This is a genomic window from Micromonospora sp. NPDC048868 (assembly GCF_043198195.1).
Taxonomy (GTDB): domain Bacteria; phylum Actinomycetota; class Actinomycetes; order Mycobacteriales; family Micromonosporaceae; genus Micromonospora; species Micromonospora reichwaldensis.
Genome location: NZ_JBICUN010000002.1, coordinates 111,742 through 131,730, shown reverse-complemented (window position 1 = coordinate 131,730; position 19,989 = coordinate 111,742). Strand labels below are relative to the sequence as shown.

At 71.5% G+C, this 19,989-nt stretch carries 11 protein-coding genes; 8 read left to right on the top strand and 3 right to left on the bottom strand.

Annotated features, from left to right (window positions below; translation table 11 throughout):
• The first annotated feature begins 53 nt into the window (after window positions 1-53).
• Complete coding sequence (locus ACGFNF_RS03500; RefSeq protein ID WP_357579957.1) at window positions 54-185, top strand: hypothetical protein; 132 nt, start codon at window positions 54-56, stop codon at window positions 183-185.
• Between the two features lie 161 nt (window positions 186-346).
• Here ACGFNF_RS03500 and ACGFNF_RS03495 read toward each other — a convergent pair whose 3' ends face one another.
• A complete protein-coding gene (locus ACGFNF_RS03495) occupies window positions 347-1,618 on the bottom strand; it encodes an MFS transporter (RefSeq protein WP_393165490.1) in 1,272 nt (423 codons plus the stop codon).
• Window positions 1,619-1,895: 277 nt separating this feature from the next.
• Here ACGFNF_RS03495 and ACGFNF_RS03490 point away from each other — a divergent pair, with 277 nt between their 5' ends.
• The 4 genes from ACGFNF_RS03490 (at window position 1,896) to ACGFNF_RS03475 (ending at window position 13,510) form a co-directional block, all read left to right on the top strand.
• The gene (locus ACGFNF_RS03490) at window positions 1,896-2,138 is read left to right on the top strand and encodes a DUF5522 domain-containing protein (protein ID WP_393165488.1); all 243 of its coding nucleotides are present in this window, start codon (window positions 1,896-1,898) and stop codon (window positions 2,136-2,138) included.
• Between the two features lie 677 nt (window positions 2,139-2,815).
• Window positions 2,816-5,905, top strand: a complete 3,090-nt coding sequence (locus ACGFNF_RS03485; RefSeq protein WP_393165486.1) for a LamG domain-containing protein — start codon at window positions 2,816-2,818, stop codon at window positions 5,903-5,905.
• Between the two features lie 87 nt (window positions 5,906-5,992).
• Window positions 5,993-12,889, top strand: a complete 6,897-nt coding sequence (locus tag ACGFNF_RS03480) for a polymorphic toxin-type HINT domain-containing protein (RefSeq protein ID WP_393165484.1) — start codon at window positions 5,993-5,995, stop codon at window positions 12,887-12,889.
• A gap of 219 nt (window positions 12,890-13,108) precedes the next feature.
• Window positions 13,109-13,510: a hypothetical protein gene (locus tag ACGFNF_RS03475; RefSeq protein WP_357579962.1), complete on the top strand. Its 402-nt coding sequence runs from the start codon at window positions 13,109-13,111 to the stop codon at window positions 13,508-13,510.
• Between the two features lie 405 nt (window positions 13,511-13,915).
• Here the strand turns inward: ACGFNF_RS03475 and ACGFNF_RS03470 are convergent, their stop codons facing one another.
• Window positions 13,916-14,602 (bottom strand): metal-dependent transcriptional regulator, encoded by a 687-nt coding sequence (locus ACGFNF_RS03470; RefSeq protein WP_132232993.1) that lies wholly within the window; start codon window positions 14,600-14,602, stop codon window positions 13,916-13,918.
• Window positions 14,603-14,699: 97 nt separating this feature from the next.
• On the opposite strand from ACGFNF_RS03470, the gene ACGFNF_RS03465 reads away from it, so the two are divergent.
• The 3 genes from ACGFNF_RS03465 to ACGFNF_RS03455 all read left to right on the top strand — a co-directional run bounded on the left by ACGFNF_RS03465 (window position 14,700) and on the right by ACGFNF_RS03455 (window position 19,480).
• A complete protein-coding gene (locus ACGFNF_RS03465; protein ID WP_393165482.1) occupies window positions 14,700-15,557 on the top strand; it encodes a sulfurtransferase in 858 nt (285 codons plus the stop codon).
• A 159-nt stretch (window positions 15,558-15,716) separates the two neighbouring features.
• Window positions 15,717-16,898: an acetoin utilization protein AcuC gene (locus ACGFNF_RS03460; protein WP_357579964.1), complete on the top strand. Its 1,182-nt coding sequence runs from the start codon at window positions 15,717-15,719 to the stop codon at window positions 16,896-16,898.
• A 26-nt stretch (window positions 16,899-16,924) separates the two neighbouring features.
• Window positions 16,925-19,480 (top strand): GNAT family N-acetyltransferase, encoded by a 2,556-nt coding sequence (locus tag ACGFNF_RS03455; RefSeq protein ID WP_393165480.1) that lies wholly within the window; start codon window positions 16,925-16,927, stop codon window positions 19,478-19,480.
• A 25-nt stretch (window positions 19,481-19,505) separates the two neighbouring features.
• Here the strand turns inward: ACGFNF_RS03455 and ACGFNF_RS03450 are convergent, their stop codons facing one another.
• Window positions 19,506-19,916, bottom strand: a complete 411-nt coding sequence (locus tag ACGFNF_RS03450; RefSeq protein WP_393165478.1) for a VOC family protein — start codon at window positions 19,914-19,916, stop codon at window positions 19,506-19,508.
• Window positions 19,917-19,989 lie beyond the last annotated feature (73 nt).

Here is a 19,989-nt window from a genome sequence, read left to right as displayed (position 1 = left end):
AAGAGTTGCAATCGGTTCACGGAGGGCCACGTCCGGCGGGGCTCGGCAGTCGGGTGGCGACCGAGCCGGCGCACGACGGCGCGACCGCGGATCGCACCACCCGGGTCGCCACGTTCACCCGCAGGGCACACCGGCAGGCAGCAGCGGGCGCCGCCGTCACCACGACGGCGGTGCTGATCTGCTGACCGGTCGAACACATGCAGCCACCATAGGCCGGGCGGGGCGGAAAGCCAACGTGCTTCCGTGCGCACGGGGGACGGCCCGGCGCCCGGGGCCACCCGGCGGGGCGTGCGGCCCGACCGGCCGGCGTCAGGTTCCGCCCGGAGCCGGTGCTGGCGTCGACCGGTCAGGCCGCCGGCATGTCCCGCATCCGCCGCAGCGGGGAGAGAACGACGAAGAGCGCGGCGCTCCACGTGCCGAGGACGCAGATCCACAGCGCCGGCCGCAGCCCGAGCTGGCTGGCGAGCGCGCCGCCGGTGAGCGCGCCGAGCGGGATCACGCCGAAACAGACCCAGAGGAACGCCGCGTTCACCCGGCCCAGCAGGGCGGGCGGCGTGATCCGCTGCCGGTACGTCAGGGTGGCCACGTTGTAGAGCACCGCGTTGGCGGAGAACGCGGCCAGGCCGATGCCGTAGAGCAGCATCCCCCAGCCGGGCCGAGCCAGCGGCATGAGCAGGTAGAGCGGACCCGGGGCGGCCATCGCCACCCAGATCACCCGGGCCGAGCCGAGCCACGCGGTCAACCGACCGGCGAACGCGCCGACCACCAGGCCGCCCACCGCGCTGACCGAGAAGACAAGCCCGACCAGCGCCGGCGTGGCGTGCAGCTCCTCGAGCAGGAAGACCACCTCGATGGAGCCGGACGCCATGACGAAGAAGTTCGAGGCGGTGGTGCAGGCGAGGATGCTGCGCAGGATCGGCTGGCGGCGGATGAAGCCCAGCCCTTCGGTCATCTCCACCCGCAGCGGCACCCGGTCGCGCCGGGGCGCGGGCTCGCCCGGGGCCTCCCGGATCAGCAGCAGGGTCAACCCGCTCACGGCGAAGGCGAGGCCGGTGACGACGAAGGTCCTGGCGGCGCCGACGAGCCCGACGAGCACGCCGCCGATCGTCGGGCCGACGAGCTCGGCGGAGTCCTGGCTGACGGTGAGCTTCGCGTTGGCGTCCACGAGCCGGTCCGGCGGCACCAGCCTCGGCAGCATGCTCTTGTAGGCCACGGTGAACAGGACGGTGAGCACGCCGGAGAGCCCGACCACCGCGTACAGGAAACCGAGGGTGAGCAGGTCGACCAGGGCGACCACCGGCACCGACAGCAGCAACGCCGCGCGACCCAGGTCGCAGGCGACCATCAGCCGCCGCTGGTCGACCCGGTCGGCGAGGATGCCGGCCGGCAGGGAGAAGATCAGGTACGGCAGCCAGGCGAGCGCGGTCAGCAGCGCGACCTGGAAGACGCTGGCGTCGAGCGTGCCGACAGCGAGCAGCGGCACCGCCACGTTGGAGACCCGGGTGCCCAGCTCGCTGACCGTCTGCCCGGCCAGGAGCAGCCCGAAGTTGCGGCTGCGCAGCAGCGAGGGCCGTTTCGGGGCGGCACCGCCGGCGGGCCTGGCGGCCTGCTGCGTCACGTCGGATTTCCGGTGGGTGACCGCCGTGGGGAGGCCGCCGACCTCGCGGGGGCCGACGCGGCTCGCGGGCGCCCGGCCCGTCCCTGGTCCATCCGGTCAGCCTGCCGGCCCCGCCCGGATCGACGCCACTGGTTATCCGCTCCCACGCCGGGCGGCGCGCCGCCCGGCGTGCACGTGGTCGTGTCCGCCGTCCGCAGCGCCGCGGCCTGCGGGATCCGGCGGTGGCCCGACGCCTCGCCCCGGGCAGGCGCCGACGAGCGGTCTCTAGACTGCGCCGGTGACCGGAGAGCGACGACCGCTGGCGGACCGGCCGCTGACCGAGCCGCACCCGTCCCGGCTGCCGGCGGAGCACCCGGACCGGGAGCGGATCCTGGCCGCGCACGCCGCCGCCCTGGCCGCCGGCGAGGCGGGCTACCTCGACCCGGCCACCGGTCTCTTCGTGCTCAGCGCGGGCTTCCTGGCTCGGCGCGGCACCTGCTGCGGGCGCGGCTGCCGGCACTGCCCGTACGTCGACGACTGACCAGCCGTAGGGGCCTTCCACCCAGGTAGGGGGTTACCTACGGCTATCAGGGGTGGGTTTTTGTCCGGACCTGAGGCTTTGGTGGCAGCAGTTTGTAGTCGGGTATTTACTCGGCGGGTAGAGGATCTCTAAAGTTCGCTCGCTATTGTGCGGGTGATTCGGGGGACCTCGTGGTCGTGTCGTGGAAGCGTCGTGCCTTCATCTGGCTGACTTCCGTCAGTGTCGGCGTCTCGGGCAGCGGGCTCGTGGTGGCTCCGCCAGCCGTCGCCGCACCCGCTCCGGCGCCCCAGCGGGAGTGTGGCAGCGCCGAGGCGCCGGACGAGGCGGCGGCAGCCAGGCTGGCGGCGGCCTGCGGCCGGCCGATCGAGGCGCTCAGCGAGCGCACGGAGTACGCGCACGTCACCGTCGCCCCGGACGGCGTCCGCAAGCTGGTCGCGGCGGTCGCACCTCAGCGGGTACGCCGCGCGGACGGCTCCTGGGCGGCCATCGACCCCGGCCTGCGTCAGCGGGGCGACAGGTTGGTTCCGAGTGCGACCCTGGCCGACGTGTCGTTCTCCACTGGCGGCACGGGGCCGCTCGTGACGTGGCGGGAGGCCGGGGCGACCTTCACCCTCGGCTGGCCGCTGGGACCGTTGCCGAAGCCTCAGGTGAACGGCCCCACCGCCACGTACCCGTCCGTGCTGAAGGACGTCAACCTGCACGTCACGGCGACCGCCGAGGGCTACACGCACGTGGTGGAGGTGCTCACCCCTGAGGCCGCCGCGCAGCCGGCGATCAAGGCGTTGCGCTACCGCACCGGCGGGGACATGAGGATCGCCCAGGCCGCCGGTGGCGCCATGCGTCTGGTGACCGCCGCAGGGGTCACCGTCGCCACCTCGGCGCCGGCGCGGATGTGGGACTCCTCCGACGACCCGGCCCGGGCTGGCGAGGTGCTGCCTGCCCAGGCCGCAGCACGGCTGGAGACCCCGTCGGGCGAACGGGCCACCGCCGCCGAGCCGGCGGTGACCTCGCGAAGCGCGAAGGTGCGCGTCGCCGCGTCGGGCGCCCAGTTCACCGTCACCCCCGACGCCGAACTGATGGCCGATCCCGGGCTCACCTACCCGATCTACATCGATCCGGAGTTCGAGAAGCTGCGGACGAAGTGGGCGTACTCCACCAGCAACGGCGAGAACAACGACACCACCGTGGCCCGGGTGGGGCGCCAGCCGTACCCGGAGGGCGGGAACGGGGAGCGCTACCGCTCCTACTACGACTTCGCCGTGTCGGGCCTCAAGGGCAAGCAGATCCTGGGCGGGACGATCCGGGTCACGCTCGACCACTCGTACTCCTGCGACCCGACCTGGGTCTACGCCTACCGGACGAACGCCATCACGGTGGCGAGCGGCGGCCGGATGGCCTGGACGACCCGGCCGCTGCCCGCCACCTACCTCGACTCGTGGGAGGGCAACGCGAACGAGGCCGGTGGCTGCGGTGCGATCCAGCCCGACGACGACGCGGAATTTTCCAGCACCGCCGTGGTCACGGATCTCCAGCAGGCCGCCACCAACGGATGGTCCGTCTACACGGTCGGTCTGTGCGCGTGCAATCCGTCCGGGGTGGGGGAGGACTTCGAGAGCCGGTGGAAGAAGTTCTACACCGACAAGGCGTGGCTCGAGGTCACCTACAACTCCAAGCCAGCCGTGCCGACCGGCCTCACCACGTCCGGCCAGGCGTGCGGTGCGACGATCGGCACCGCCTCACCCGTGCTGAAGGCGTTCTACGGCGACGCGGACGGCGCCACGGACAGCCTGGTGGGCTACTTCCAGTACCGGCTGAAGGGGACCACGACGGTCACGGCGAAGACGGGGCAGACCAAGCCGGGCAACAACTACGGGGAGTCCGGCGTCATCAGCCTCGGGGTCGGCTCGGAGGGCAAGACGTACGAGTGGCAGGTGCAGACCAGGGACAGGGCGGGCCAGTACTCGGATTGGACGGCCTGGTGCAGCTTCACGGTGGACGTCTCCAAGCCGCTGCCCCCGACGGTGACCTCGACGGCGTACCCGGACGACGGCTCGGCGCACGGCGGACCGGGAGTCTCGGGGGCCTTCACCTTCGGCGCCGGCTCGCAGGACGCCGTGAAGTACGTCTACGGCTGGGCCGGCCAGACGACCCCGCTGACGACGGTGACCGTGGCCGCCGGCGCGTCGTACACGGTGACCCTGACGCCGCGGCGCTTCGGCTACAACGTGCTGGAGGTCTACAGCGTCGACAGTGCCAGCAAGCGCAGTGACACCACGGGACACCGGTTCCTGGTGAACGGCCCCTCCGCGCCGGTCGCGCACTGGCCACTCGACACCATCGACGGTCACAATTTCTCTGACGTGATCAACCAGGTGCAACTGACGCCCAGCGGCAACGTGAGCTGGGCGGTCAACAGCCGGATCCACAACGAGTCGACTCCAGCATTCCTCACCCACTCATACCTCTCCACCAACAGCGTTCCACTCGATACGAGCAAGTCGTTCAGTGTCTCGGCATGGGTGCGGATGGCGGACGCGGATCCGAGCGATGCAGATCCGGACCTCCCCACCAGCACGTGGACGGCAGTCAGCAAGTCAGGTGCCAGCCTGAGTGCCTTCTACCTCGGCTACCGCGTCCACAACGGCGAGCCGAAATGGTCCTTCACTCTTCCTGACGCCGACTCTGACCAGGGTCCCAACTGGCTGCACGTCGTGTCCTCGGTCTCCGTCGCCCCTCGGCAGGTCGGCAAGTGGACCCACCTGGCGGGTTCCTTCGACGCGGCCACCGGACAGGTGGAGCTCTACGTCAACGGCAACCTCGCAGGGTCCGCCAAGCGAGCGGCGGCCGGGTGGGCAGGCGGGGGTCCACTGGTCGTCGGGGCTGCGCAATACAAGGTGCCAGGCGGCGATCCGTACATGCTCACCTACTGGTTGGGCGGCCTCACCGATGTTCGCCTGTGGAACCGCGCGCTCACCATCGACGATCTGAGGGGCACCGACGCCAGCGCCGAGGCGGGTACGAACGCGATACCCGGGATCTTGGCGCCGGTGCAGGTAGCGAACTGGGACTTCAGCGGAGGACTTTCCTCCGGATGCGCGTCTCCGGTGAGCTCCAGCTACTGGAGTCAGTCGCTCGATCTCCACGGATGCACCGACCCGTACTCCGACGGACAGAACGTCGGCTTCACCGGCGACGCGTACGACGACAACGACTCGCTCTGGCTGAACCACCCGCAGCCCGACGGCTACGGCGCGACAACCACCAAGACCGGTTACGCCGCTGCGAGTGGACCCGTCGTCAACACGGGCCAGTCTCTGACCGTGTCGGCCTGGGTCCGCATCGATTCCCTCAACGGCAAGGAACAGGTTGTCGTGCGGCAGGGGAGAAACGAGCTCGATGAGGGCTCGGTCGCCCTCTATGTGGCGGCGAGCAACAGGTGGGCCTTCTCTGTGCTGACACCGTCCGCGACGGGTGCACCGGTGTGGTCGGCAGCGTGGGCAGACTCGCTGGAGCAGACCAGACCCGGTGAGTGGACACATGTCACCGGTGTGTTCGATGCGAGTGCGGGAGAGGTCCGCCTCTACCTCAACGGGGTGCGACAGCAACAGGTGGCGACGGGTGTCGACGGCGGCGTCTCCTCTGAGCCGTTCTATGTCGGAGCCGGTCACACGACATGGGGACACCTCGCGGGAAACCTGGATCAGATCAAGGTTTACGCGGGAGCCATGTCGGACCGCGAGGTCGCCGCACTCCATGAAGGGCTCTGAGCACGCGAGACCGGTGCCGGAAGCGGTATGAAACCTCGCACTCAGGAAGCCCAGACCACTGCCCACCCCTCACGGCGGAGATTTGCCATGTCTGCTCTTCCGTCGCCGGCCACCGTGGCGCGGCGCGATTCCCGGTCCTCGTTCTGGCGCCCCGAGAGCCGGCTGCGGATGGGTCTGGCCGGGAGCCTGGCTCTCGTCATGCTGGCCTCCACGCTGACCGCCCAGCCTCGGCCGGCGGCCGCCGCACCGCCGGTCAGCCTCGGCGTCACGCAACCGAAGCCGGTCTCCGCGAAGCCGGTCAGGTCGAAGCCGCGTCCGGCCGACCTGTCACAGGGCGCGAACAGGCGGCCCGTCGGGAAGGTCACCTGGCCCTCGGCCGGCGTGGCGGAGGCGGGCGTCGCACCGGCCCCCGAAAACCGGGCCGCGACGGCACCCCCGGTCACGGCGCCGTCCGCGACGACTCGGGTCGGTGCCCTGCCGGTGTACGTCGGTCCGGCGGTGGCGAAGAGCGCGGAACCGCGAGCCACTGCCGCCGCCGTGAGCCGGGCCCGGGTCGAGGTTCTCGACCGCGCCAAGGTGCCGGCGGGGTGGCGTGACGGCGTGGTGCTGCGGGTAGCCCGCGCCGACGGTCGGACGGGCGCGGGCCGGATGAGCCTGGGGGTCGACTACTCCGGATTCGCCTCGGCGTTCGGGGCGGACTGGTCGACCCGGCTCCGACTGGTGGCGCTGCCCGAGTGCGCGCTGACCACGCCGGAGAAGGCGGCATGCGGCGGTCGTCCGCTCGCCTCGCGCAACGACGGGGCGACCAACCGGGTGTCCGCCGAGGTGGAGATCTCCTCCGCCGGTGCGACGACGCTGGTCGCCCTGGCCGCCGCCGCATCCGGCTCGGCCGGTGACTACGGCGCGACGCCGCTGCAGGCGTCGTCGAGCTGGAGCGCCGGCGGATCGAGCGGCGACTTCTCCTGGTCCTACCCCGTACGGGTGCCGCCCGCCACGGGTCCGACGCCGACGGTGTCGCTGGCGTACTCGTCGAGCGCGGTCGACGGTCGCAGCGACGCCTCGAACAACCAGCCGTCGTGGGTCGGGGAGGGCTTCGACTACAACCCGGGCTTCATCGAGCGCCGGTACGTGCCCTGCTTCGACGACACCGCCAACGGCGCCACCAACGACGACCAGGTCGGCGACCAGTGCTGGGGCACCGACAACGCGGTGCTCTCGCTCAACGGACGGTCGACCGAGCTCGTCAGGGACACGGCGACCGGCGTGTGGCGTCCGAAGAACGACGACGCGGCGAAGGTCGAGAAGCTGGCGGGCGCGGCGAACGGCGACAACAACGGGGAGCACTGGAAGGTGACCGCCGCCGACGGCACCCAGTACTTCTTCGGGCTCGACGACCTGCCCGGTCACACGACGGGCACGGCCTCCACCAACACCGTTCGCGTCTACGGCAACCACGAGAACGAGCCCTGCTGGAACACCAGCTTCGCCGCCGCCCACTGCGAGCAGGCGTGGCGCTGGAACCTCGACTACGTGGTGGACACCCACGGCGGCACCATGTCGCTCTGGTACAGCCGGGAGACCAACAAGTACGCCGCGAACGCCACGGACAGCGACGAGGTTTCCTACGTCCGGGCCTCGAACGTCACCCGCATCGACTACGGCACCTGGGACCGGGGCGCGACCGACCGTTCCGTCACCCCGACCGCGCAGGTCTTCTTCGCCACGTCCGACCGGTGTCTGTCGGACTGCACCGACCACGACGATCCGGCCCGCTGGCCGGACACGCCCTGGGACCAGGAGTGCACCGGCACCCAGTGCCCCGGCAAGTACTCGCCGACCTTCTGGAGCACCCGCCGCCTGTCGAAGATCACCACGAAGGTCGCCGGCGTCTCCGGCGACGTGGAGAGCTGGGACCTGAGGCACACCTTCCCGCCGAACGGCGACGCCTCCCGCGACGGCATGTGGCTGGAGTCGATCCAGCACACCGGGCACATCGGCGAGCCGGTGACGCTGCCGGAGATCAATTTCGACTTCGTGCAGCGGCCCAACCGGGTCGACAAGACCGACGACGGTAAGCCCTCGATGCACTGGCTGCGGATGAACACCATCTGGACCGAGGCCGGCGGCAAGATCACGGTGGTCTACTCCCAACCGGAGTGCGACACCGACGGGCCCATGCCGTCCTCGCCGCAGAGCAACACCCTGCGGTGCTATCCCGTGCTCAGCGAGAACCCGTTCACGGACCTCATCGAGACCGACTACTTCCACAAGTACGTCGTCGAGGAGATCCACGAATCGGACGGCACCGTCGGCGGCACCGACGTCGTCACCACGTACGACTATCTCGGCGGCGCGGCCTGGCGGCACGCCACGGACGACGGCATGACCAAGGACAAGTTCCGTACCTGGTCCGACTACCGGGGCTACGGGCGGGTCCAGGTCCGCAAGGGCACCGACGGTCAGGAGACCCTGGCCGAGACCCGCTACTACCGGGGCATGCACGGCGACCGGGCGGCGCCGAGCGGCGGTACCCGCACCGCGACGCTCGCCGCGCTCGACCTGAACGGCGACGGCGACGTCTCGGATGCCGCCGACGCGCCCCAGGTCAACGACGAGGACGCGCTCGCCGGGCAGGTCCGCGAGCAGATCACCTACAACGGCGTCGAGACCGATGTCGTGTCGCGGGGGGCCAGCCAGGCGTGGCAGTCGGCGGCCACCGCGACCCGGGACATGGGCCAGACCACCACCTACGCCCGCTACACCGGCGTCCAGACGAGCTGGAACGCCGTCAAGCTGGACGCCGGCCGCGGGTGGCGGGTGACGAAGAAGACCAACGGCTTCGACGAGTACGGCATGGAGGTCACCGCGAGCGACCTCGGCGACGTGACCCAGTCCGGCGATGAGCAGTGCATGCGGACGACGTACGCGCGCAACGCCGGCAGGAACATCCTCGCCACCTCCGTCCGGGTCGAGACCTTCGCCCTGCCGTGCGGCACCGCGCCCACCAGCAAGGACGACATCGTCAACGACGTCCGCACGTCCTACGACGGCGAGGCGTACGGCGTGGCGCCCACCAAGGGCGACCCCACCAAGGTCGAGACGCTGAAGGACTGGTCCCCGTCGGGCGGGACGGTCTGGCTGACCACGGGCACCTCGACCTACGACGCCCACGGCCGGGTGAAGGACGCCTACGACATCCGTGGGAACAAGACGACCACGACCTACACCCCGGCGGCCGGTGGCCCTGTCACGAAGGTGGAGACCAGGAACCACCTGGACTGGACGACGAGCCAGGACATGATCCCGGGCTGGGGCCTCGCCAAGCGCTCCACGGACGCCAACAGCAGGGTGACCGACCTGCAGTACGACGGGCTCGGCCGGCTGCGGAAGGTCTGGCTGCCGAACCGGCCGATGGGTACCGACCCGGCCAACCCGGCCACCCCCTCGTACGAGTACACCTACACCATCCGCAACAGCGGGGGCGCCAACGCCGTCACGACCCGGGTACTGAACGCCGAGGGCAAGTACGTCACCAGCCACGCGCTCTCCGACGGTCTGCTCCGTCCGCGACAGACCCAGACTCCCGCGGTCGCCGGTGGCGGCACCGTGTTCAGCGAGACCGTCTACGACGCCGCCGGGCGAGTGGCGTACACCAACGGCCGACACCACGACCCGGACCTGACGGCCGGCACCAACCTGAAGTCGATCGCGGCGTGGGAGGCGAACAGCCAGACGGTGAACCTGTACGACCGGGCGGGCCGCACCACGGCCAGCATCCTGACCACCAGCGGCCAGGAGAAGTGGCGTACCACCACCGCGTACGGCGGCGACCGGGTCTACGTCACCCCGCCCGACGGCGGGACGCCGACCACCACGATCACCAACGCCGCCGGCAAGACGGTCGAGGTGCGCCAGCACTCGGGCGGTTCCGTCGCCGGGCCGCACGACGCCAGCACCTACACCTACAACCGGAAGCAGCAGCTCACCGGGGTCGCCGACGCCGCGGGCAACGAGTGGACGTACGAGTACGACATCCGCGGCCGGCAGACCGCGACGGAAGACCCCGACCGGGGCCGTACGGAGTCGACGTACAACGACTACGGCGACCTCGAGCACACGGTCGACGCGCGTGGCAAGAAGCTCGTCTACCACTACGACAGCCTCGGCCGTAAGGACGCCGTCTACGACACCTCGATCGCGACGGCGAACAAGCGCGCCACCTGGGCGTACGACCCCACGGGCGCGAAGGGCCAGCTGGCGTCGACCAGCCGCTGGACGGACCTCGGCGTCAACGAGTACAAGATGCGCGTCCGGGGCTACACGCCTCTGTACAAGTCGTTGGGCGAGGACTACGTCGTCCCCGCCTCCGAGGCCAACCTGAACGGCACCTACACCTTCACCCGCTCGTACAAGGCGGACGGGGTGAGCGTCGCGTCCGCCACGTACCCGAATGCGGGAAGTCTCGGCGGCGAGCAGCTCACCTTCACCTACGACGAGGTGACCGGCCTCGCCGAGCAGGTCAAGACGAACTGGCCCAACGCCGGCCAGTACGTCACCAACACCGACTACAACGCCTTCGCCGAGACGGGCCTCGTCCGCTACCAGCAGACCGCCCAGAACTACCTCGACCGCTCCTGGACGTACGACGACAGCACCGGCCGGCTGTCACGGGCGACCACGAGCCGGCAGGTCACACCGCAGCCCGTCGCCGATCTGAAGTACGACTACGACGAGGCCGGCAACATCACCCGGATCGCCGACGCCCCGACCGGCGGCGCGGCCGACGTCCAGTGCTTCGACTACGACTACGCGAGGCGGCTGACGGCGGCCTGGACGCCCTCGTCCGGCGACTGCGCACCCGCGGCGACGGTGACCGGGCTGGGCGGACCGGCGCCGTACTGGCACTCCTGGACCTTCGATCCGGTCGGCACGTCGGTCGGCAACCGGGCCAAGGAGACCAGGCACGGCACCACGACCACCGAATCCACCTACACGTACCCGGCCCCCGGTGCGGCCCAGCCCCACGGGGCTCAGCAGGTCGTCACGACCGGGGCCGGCGCGGGCACCCGCAACTACCGTTTCGACGCGGCGGGCAACATGACCTGTCGGCCGAGCGCGACCGCCGTCAACAACACCTGCCCGGCCGGGACCGGCAGCCAGGCACTGACCTGGGACAGCGAGAGCAGGCTCGTCGGCCTCACCGACGGCGGGAAGAACCACAGCTACCTGTACGACGCCGACGGCGCCCGCCTCATCGCGCGCGATCCGACGGGCAAGACCCTCTACCTGCCGGGTCTGGAGATCCGCTACACGACCAGCAGCGGCACCAAGTCGGCGACGCGCTACTACAGCCACCTCGGCCAGATGTACGCCATGCGTCAGCCCGGCACCGGCGTCACCTGGCTCGTCACCGACCACCAGGGCACCCAGCAGTTCGCCATCGCCTCAGGCAACCAGGCGATCACCCCGCAGCGCCAGACCCCGTACGGCGGGGTGCGCGGCACGCCGCCCGCCACCTGGCCGAACCAGCTCGGCTTCGTGGGCGGCACGCGCGACGGCGGCCCCGACACCACCGGCCTGACCAACATCGGCGCACGCCCCTACGACCCGGCCATCGGCAAGTTCGTCGCGGTCGACCCGCTCATGGATCTCGCCGATCCCGAGCAGTGGAACGGTTACGCGTACGCCAACAACACCCCGGTCACCAGCAGCGACCCGACGGGCCTCATCCCGGACGACTGCGCCATCTTCGACTGCTACGGCTACAACCCGGATGACGGTTGCCCGCATGGCTGCGGCAGCACGGACAACAAGACCTGGGGCGAAAACAATGGGAGGAACGGAAGCGCCCCCAAGAAGGTCAACAACCCGCGCACCCTCGGTCGTACCGTAACCGTCCCGGAGAACATCGATCTCGCGGAGTTCACCAGGCTCTGGAACAAGTACCACCGCGCGCAGTTCCGGGCAGAAGCCGAATCGGCCGGGACGAACGACTTCTTCGTCAACCAGGCGGAGCAGGCGCTGGCGATGAACGTGTGCCATGAGATGGGGCGGCCGGGGGACTGCCAGAAGTGGATCGAGCAGCTCGCTGCCGACAGAGCGATGGACCTCTGCGAGCAGGCGTGTGAGTTCGACATCGGGGGTTCGGCCGCCCAAGCGGCAGGAGCGGTTGCGACCAGGCAAGGCGCGAGAACCCTAGCCTCTGCCGACGACGCCGTAGGTGGCATGTGCAGCTTCAGTGGCGACACCGAAGTTCTGATGGCCGACGGCAGCACCAAGCCGATCAGCGAGGTCCAGGTTGGGGACGTCGTAGTCGCGACGGATCCGGAAAGCGGCGAGCAGGGGCATCGCAAGGTCACCCATGTCTGGGTGCACGAAGACGACCTGCATGCACTGACCGTTGACGGGGCAGTGCTGACTACCACGGAGGACCACCCGTTCTGGAACGCCACGGACGGTAGGTGGGATCGAGCGGACTCCCTCGACCGAGGCGACCGGTTGCAGACAGCCTCTGGCGGTCTGGTAACCGTCAACAGCTTTAGTGGTACCTCTACTAGGGGTTCTGCATACAACCTCACCGTTGACGACATCCACACGTACCATGTTCTGGCGGGTGAGACTCCGGTCCTCGTTCACAATAGCAATGGATGCCGAACGTTTGGATCTCAGTCGCCCGCTGGCCGGTTGGACGTTCCCGACACTCAAGGCGTATATATCATCAAGATGAGTGACGGAAAGGTGTATGTGGGGTCTGCGACAAAGGCAAACACTATTCACCGCAGGGTCCATCGGGCTTTCAGTGATGACAAGCATGCCGTGAAGAGTTCTGGGTATAAGTCTTCCGACGTTCGGGAGCTTGACTGGATTGAGGTACCGGGCGGTAGTGAGAAGGTGATATATCAGCATGAGCAAACCCTGATCGATTACTACGGCGGAATTGGCGGGGGGACGCTCTTGAATCGAATAAACGCCCCGGCTCCGTGAGGGCTGTCGAGGCGACCGGTCGGTTCTGCTCAGACCTTGACGTGATTTGTCGAGGCTGCCCTTGCCGCCTGGTTCGGAGCAATAGGTAGGTGCAGTGCGCCGTCCGTCACGTCACTCGGGCGATGTCACGGACGGCGCCCGCAATCCGTTAGGGTGTGGGCTTCGGGCTGCGCGTGCCTCTGAGATCACGGGTCGCAGAACGCGCGGTAGGATCTCGTCATGGCCGAAAGACCTTCTCAATATTGGCGTGGCGAAGTAGCGAAAGAGGCTCGCTCTGTCGCTGGCGGCGCGATAAGTCCTGATTGCGCATCCTTTCTGGGCGTTTACTCCGAAAGTTTTCTGGAGGCTGTCGATGCTGCCCTGGCGACCTTCGAGCTTGAAGCGCAGGAACTAGGGGCAGCGTCGGACGCACAGATCCTCGCTGTTGTTGAACGGGTCGTTCGGGCTTTGAATAGAGTGAATCAGCAGGCGGTGGGCGGCAGTATCGACACCGACGAGCGAGAGCAGATCTGCCTGTTCATCGATGAAGTGCTGACTGAGGGCGGGGTTGATGTTGGTGAGCTGGCGGCCCGCCACGGCGTGAGTCGCTATGCGATCACCGACAGATGGCGTCAGTGGTGAACAGGGCTGCCGCTCACCTTTCCTTCTGCGAATTCGAGGCCTCCTCATCTGTGGCGAAGTGGTCTCAATGGCGTCTGATGGCAGTAGTTGACGGCAACGTCGGCGGACGAGGTGGTGCAAGACGGTGCACCTGATTGATAAGTTGGCCGCCGCCAGCGCCGGTCGTTGCCGAGGTGGCCGCCGCGTCGTCCGGCGGGGCATGCCGGCTGCTGGACTTCGGCGTGATCGAGCAGCACTGCGGAGGTGGGATGGCTGGCCGCCGAGGGACGACTCGCCACCCTGCGCTACGCCAACCCGCGCGACGCCGACACGGCCGAGGCCGAGAAGCTCACCACCGCCCTGGTCTCCCTGGCCCGACAGCTCGCACCCGCGCGGTCTGAACCCACCGCACGCGGGCGGGATGGGTCAGTGGGCGGCGACGAAGACCCGGGAGGCCACCTCGCGCGGCAGCCTGATGCGGTCGCCCGAGCGGTCAATCGAGACCCCGTCACGCTCCTGCGCCACCGTGACGGTCGCGCCCGGGTCGACGCCGGCGGCGTGCAGCTGCCGGAGCACGTCCGCGTCGGTCTGCACGCTCTCGCAGATGCGCCGCACCACGACCGGCCCCGACAGCCCGGGGAACGCCAGGTTGCGTTCGCCCTCGATCGGGGCGGCGGTCGTCTGCTCCGGCGTGCCCAGCTCGTCCAGCCCCGGGATCGGGTTGCCGTACGGCGAGCGGGTCGGCCGGTTCAGCAGGTCGTAGACCCGCTTCTCGACGGCGTCGCTCATCACGTGCTCCCACCGGCAGGCCTCCTCGTGGGCCTCCTCGTAGGGCATCCCGATCACGTTGACCAGCAGCAGCTCGGCGAGGCGGTGCTTGCGCATCACGGAGACCGCGTTGCTGCGGCCGTGCGCGGTGAGCGCCAGGTGCCGGTCGCCCTCGACGGTCAGTAGGCCGTCGCGCTCCATCCGGGCGACGGTCTGGCTGACGGTCGGCCCGCTCTGCCCCAGCCGTTCGGCGATGCGGGCACGCAGCGGCGGAACCCCCTCCTCCTCCAGCTCGAGGATGGTCTTGAGGTACATCTCGGTCGTGTCGACCAGATCATGCTTCACGTCAGCGGACCTCCGGCCAACGATGCTACCTCGGCGTTCAGCGAACGACCCACGGCGAACCGCCAGGTCGGTGCCGGGATGGTGTTGACTGGACGCCATGTCCGCCTCCGATGATCTCCTTGTCGAGGCCGGTCGGCTCGCGGTCGAACTCGGCCAGCCCGACCCGCCCACGCTGCTCGACGTGCGCTGGCGACTCGTCGGCGCGCCTGGTCGGGAGGACTACGCCGCCGGTCACCTGCCCGGCGCGGTCTTCGTCGACCTGGACACGGCGCTCTGCGGGCCGCCCGGGCCCGCCGGCCGCCACCCGCTGCCCGACGCCGCCGCGCTCCAGGCCGCGCTGCGGGCCGCCGGGGTGCGCGCCGGTCGTCCCGTCGTCGTGTACGACGGCGGCGACGGCATGGCCGCCGCCCGCGCCTGGTGGACCCTGCGCTGGGCGGGCCACCGGCCGGTACGGCTGCTGCACGGCGGCTTCCCGGCGTGGCTGGCCGCCGGGCTGCCCGTCAGCACGGAGGTGCCGACCCCGGAGCCGGGCGACGTGGAGGTGCGGCCCGGGGCGTTGCCGGTGCTCGACGCGGGGGAGGCGGCCCGGTTGGCCGCGGCCGACGACGGTGTCCTGCTCGACGTGCGCGCCGCGCCCCGCTACCGGGGCGAGACTGAGCCGATCGACCCGGTCGCCGGTCACGTCCCCGGCGCGGTGAACCTGCCCGCCGGCGAGTACGTCGCCGAGGGCCGGTTCCCCGCGGCCGAGGCGCTGCGCGAGCGGTTCGCCGCCGCCGGGGTGGGCGAGGATCGGCCGGTGGGGGCGTACTGCGGGTCGGGGGTGACCGCCGCGCAGGCCGTGTTCGCGCTGCACCTGGCCGGCCGCCCGGACGCCGCGCTCTACGTCGGCTCGTGGAGCAACTGGGTAGCCGACCCGGCCCGCCCGGTGGCCACCGGAGCGCCCCCGACCGGCTGAACGGGCAACGGGCGCCGGCGGGGCAGACGGCTGAGCGGGCAACGGGCGCCGACGGGACCAGACGGCCGAGCGGGCAACGGGGACCGGGGGCCGGGCGACACCCGGCGGCTGAGCAGCGCGTGCGTGGGCGTGCCGGGGTGCGCGTGCGACGATGGGGCCATGTCCGACGACACGGTGGTGGTGTGGGACGAGTCGCTGCTCGCCTACGACATGGGGGACCATCCCCTCGACCCGGTACGGCTGGAGTTGACCTTCGCCCTCGCCCGGGAGTTGGGCGTCCTCGCGCGTCCCGGGGTGCGGCTGGTGAAGCCGGAGCCGGCCGACGACGCGCTGCTGAGCCGCGTGCACGACCCGCGCTACCTCGCCGCGGTGAAGGTCGCCCCCCGCGATCCGCTCTTCGCCGGCTTCGGGCTCGGCACCTCCGACAACCCGGTCTTCGAGGGGATGCACGAGTCCAGCGCGCTCGTCGCCGGCGCCACGGTGGCGGCGGCCGAGGCGGTCTGGCGGGGCGAGGCCAGGCGGGCGGTCAACGTGGCCGGCGGCCTGCACCACGCCATGCCGGCCCGGGCCTCCGGGTTCTGCGTCTACAACGACCCGGCGGTGGCCATCGCCCGCCTGCTCGACCTGGGCGCGGAGCGGGTCGCGTACGTGGACGTGGACGTGCACCACGGCGACGGGGTGCAGCAGGTCTTCTGGAACGACCCCCGGGTGCTCACGGTCAGCGTGCACGAGACGCCGCTGGCGCTCTTCCCGGGCACCGGCTTTCCCGACGAGACGGGCGGGCCGGGCGCCGAGGGCAGCGCCGTCAACCTTCCGCTGCCGCCCGGCTTGAACGACGCGGGCTGGCAGCGCGCCTTCCACGCGGTGGTGCCGTCGGTGCTGCGCGCGTTCCGGCCGCAGGTGCTGGTGACGCAGTGCGGGGCCGACGCACACCGGCTCGACCCGCTCGCCGACCTGAACCTCTCCGTGGACGGGCAGCGCGCCACCTACCTGGCCCTGCGGGCGCTCGCCGACGAGCTCTGCGAGGGCCGCTGGGTGGCCACCGGCGGCGGCGGGTACGCGCTGGTCGAGGTGGTGCCCCGGGCCTGGACGCACCTGCTCGCGGTGGCGGCCGGGGAGCCCGTCGACCCGGCGACGCTGACCCCGCCGGCATGGCGGGAGCTGGCCGGCGCGCGCCGGCCGGGCCGGCAGATCCCGCTGCGGATGACCGACGACGTGGACCCGGCGTACGAGCCGTGGCAGCCGACCGGCGAGCCGAGTGCCGTGGACCGGGCGATCGCGGCGGCCCGCAAGACCGCCTTCCCGCTGTTCGGGCTCGATCCGCACGACCCGCGCGACTGATCCGGCGGGCGGAGGGGACCGCACAGGTGACCGCTGTGGAACAACCGGTGGACGTGCTGCTCAGCGACGGCAGCACCGTGCAGTTGCGGCCGATCCATCCGTCGGACGGGCCGGGCATCGTGGCGATGCACTCGCGCTTCTCCGAGCGCACCCGCTACCTGCGCTACTTCTCGCCGTACCCGCGCATCCCCGAGCGCGACCTGCAACGTTTCGTCAACGTCGACCACCGTGACCGGGAGGCGTTCGTGGTGCTGGTCGGCGAGCGGATCGTCGCCGTCGGCCGCTACGAGCGGCTCGGCCCGCAGGCCCCCGAGGCCGAGGTGGCGTTCGTGGTCGAGGACGCCTACCAGGGCCGGGGCATCGGCTCGGTGCTGCTGGAGCACCTGGCCGACGCGGCCCGCCGCAACGACATCGCCAACTTCGTGGCGGAGGTGCTCCCGGCCAACGGCGCGATGCTGCGGGTCTTCTCCGACTTCGGCTACCAGGTGCAGCGGCAGTTCGCCGACGGCGTGGTGCACCTGAGCTTCCCGATCGCCCCCACCGACGCGACGCTGGAGGTGCAGCGCGGCCGGGAGCACCGCACCGAGGCCCGCTCCGTCGCCCGGCTGCTCGCCCCGCGCGGCGTCGCCGTCTACGGCGCCAGCGCCACCGGGCAGGGCGTCGGCGCGGCGGTGCTCGGGCACCTGCGCGACGGCGGCTACCTCGGCGCGGTGGTCCCGGTGCACCCGGGCGCGACGACGGTCGCCGGGCTGCCCGCGTACTCCTCGGCGGCCGATGCCGGCGTGCCGGTCGACCTGGCCGTGGTGGCGGTCCCACCGGAGGCGGCGATCGAGGTGGTGGCCGACGCGGCCGCCGCGGGGGCGCACGGCCTGGTGGTCATCTCGGCGGGCTTCGCCGAGGCCGGCGGCGAGGGCGCGGCCGCGCAGCGCGCGCTGGTCCGCGCGGCGTACGCGGCGGGCATGCGCGTGGTCGGCCCGAACTGCCTGGGGGTGGCCAACACCGACCCGGCGGTACGCCTCAACGCCACCCTCGCCCCCCGGCTGCCGGTGCCCGGCCGGGTGGGCATCTTCAGCCAGTCCGGCGCGTTCGGGGTGGCGCTGCTGGCCGAGGCCGACCGGCGGGGGCTGGGCCTGTCGAGCTTCGTCTCGGCCGGCAACCGGGCCGACGTCTCGGGAAACGACCTGCTCCAGTACTGGCAGGACGACGCCGGCACCGACGTGATCATGTTGTACCTGGAGACGTTCGGCAACCCGCGCAAGTTCGCCCGGCTGGCGCGCCGGATCGGCCGGGACAAGCCCGTCGTGGCGCTCGCCTCGCCGGCCCGGCCGCCCGGGGTGGGCGACTCCGCCGGCCCGGACGAGGTGGCGGTCGCCGCGCTGTTCGCCCACTCCGGTGTGATCCGGGTCGACACCGTCGCCGAGCTGCTCGACGTCGGGGTGCTGCTGGCCCACCAGCCGCTGCCCGCCGGCCGTCGGGTCGGCGTGGTCGGCAACTCCTCGGCGCTGACGGGGCTGGCGGCCACCGCCTGCGCCGCGCAGGGGCTCACCGTCGCCCGGGGCTACCCGCGCGACGTCGGCCCGCGCGCCGGGGTGGCCGAGTTCACCGCCGCGCTCGCCGAGGCGGGGGCCGACGGCGAGGTGGACGCGCTGGTGGTGGTGTTCGCCCCGCCGCTGCCCGGCCAGCTCACCGACACGGAGTCGGACTTCACCGCCGCGCTGCCGAGCGCGTTCGCCGCCGGCAAGCCGGCCGTGGCGACGTTCCTGGTCGGCCGTACGCCCGCCGGGGTGCCCGCCTACCCGAGCGTGGAGGAGGCCGTGCGCGCCCTCGCCCGGGTCACCGCGTACGCCGACTGGCTGCGCCGGCCCGCCGGGGTGCCGCCGGAGCTGCCCCGGGTGGACCGGGAGGCGGCGCACGCCGCCCTGCGGCCGGAGGCCCTCGACCCGGCGGGACTGCTCGCGGCGTACGGGATCGACGTGGTCGAGTCGGTGCCGGCGCGCTCCGCCGCGGCGGCCGTCGACGCGGCGACCCGGCTGGGTTTTCCGGTGGCCCTCAAGGCCGCCGCCCCCGGTCTGCGGCACCGCCTCGACCTCGGCGCGGTCCGGCTCGACCTGCCCGACCCGGCCACGGTGCACCGCGCGTACGCGGAGATGTCGGCGGTCTTCGGCGCGGACGTCCTGGTGCAGCCGATGGTCCCGCCCGGTGTGGCCTGCGTGGTCGAGCTGGTGGAGGACCCGGCGTTCGGCCCGGTGGTCGGCTTCGGGCTGGGCGGCGTCGCCACGGAGCTGCTCGGTGACCGGGCCTGGCGGGCGGTGCCGCTGACCGACCTGGACGCGGCCGAGCTGGTCGACGAGCCCCGGGCGGCGCCGCTGCTGCGCGGGCACCGCGGCGCGGCGCCGGTGGACCGGGCGGCCCTGGCGGACCTGCTGCTGCGGGTGGGGCGGCTCGCCGACGAGCAGCCCCGGGTCCGCGCGCTGAGCCTCAACCCGGTGCTCGCCCGCCCCGACGGCATCTCGGTGCTGCACGCGACCGTGCGGGTCGGCTCCGCCGTGGCCCGCCCCGACACCGGCCCTCGCCGCCTGTAAGGAAGGGGTGCGGCGGCCGGACCGGTCAGGCCGCCCGGTCGGAGATCTGCTGCACGGACCAGGCGTTGCCGTCGGGGTCGGCGAAGTGGACGAAACCGACGTTGTCCAGCGGGTCCGGCACCGGGCGCGGATTCTCGCCGAGCACCTGGATCTCGCTGACCTCGACGCCGCGCTCGACCAGCTCCGCCCGCGCCCGGCGCAGGTCGGGCACGACGAGCTGGAGGCCCTTGAGCGAGCCGGGTGGCATCTCGGGCAGCGGCCCCCTGCCGATCACGATCGAGCAGCCGGAGCCGGGCGGGGTCAGCTGCACGATCCGCGCGTCGTCGCCGAACGTCGTGTCGTGGTCGACGGCGAAGCCGAGCCGGTCGGCGTAGAACGCCTTGGCCCGGCCCACGTCGGAGACCGGCACGACCACCACTTCCAGGGTCCAGTTCATGGCTATTGGTAGCCCGTCGGGCAGCCGGGATCAAGGACCACGGCCCGGACGGACGCGAGGCCCCGGCGAACCG

Excerpts from the sequence above, each read along its gene's own strand:
- ACGFNF_RS03465 (WP_393165482.1), top strand. The coding sequence starts at position 14,700 with ATGTCCGCCTCCGATGATCTCCTTGTCGAGGCCGGTCGGCTCGCGGTC.
- ACGFNF_RS03460 (WP_357579964.1), top strand. The coding sequence starts at position 15,717 with ATGTCCGACGACACGGTGGTGGTGTGGGACGAGTCGCTGCTCGCCTAC.
- ACGFNF_RS03480 (WP_393165484.1), top strand. The coding sequence starts at position 5,993 with ATGTCTGCTCTTCCGTCGCCGGCCACCGTGGCGCGGCGCGATTCCCGG.
- ACGFNF_RS03475 (WP_357579962.1), top strand. The coding sequence starts at position 13,109 with ATGGCCGAAAGACCTTCTCAATATTGGCGTGGCGAAGTAGCGAAAGAG.
- ACGFNF_RS03450 (WP_393165478.1), bottom strand. The coding sequence starts at position 19,916 with ATGAACTGGACCCTGGAAGTGGTGGTCGTGCCGGTCTCCGACGTGGGC.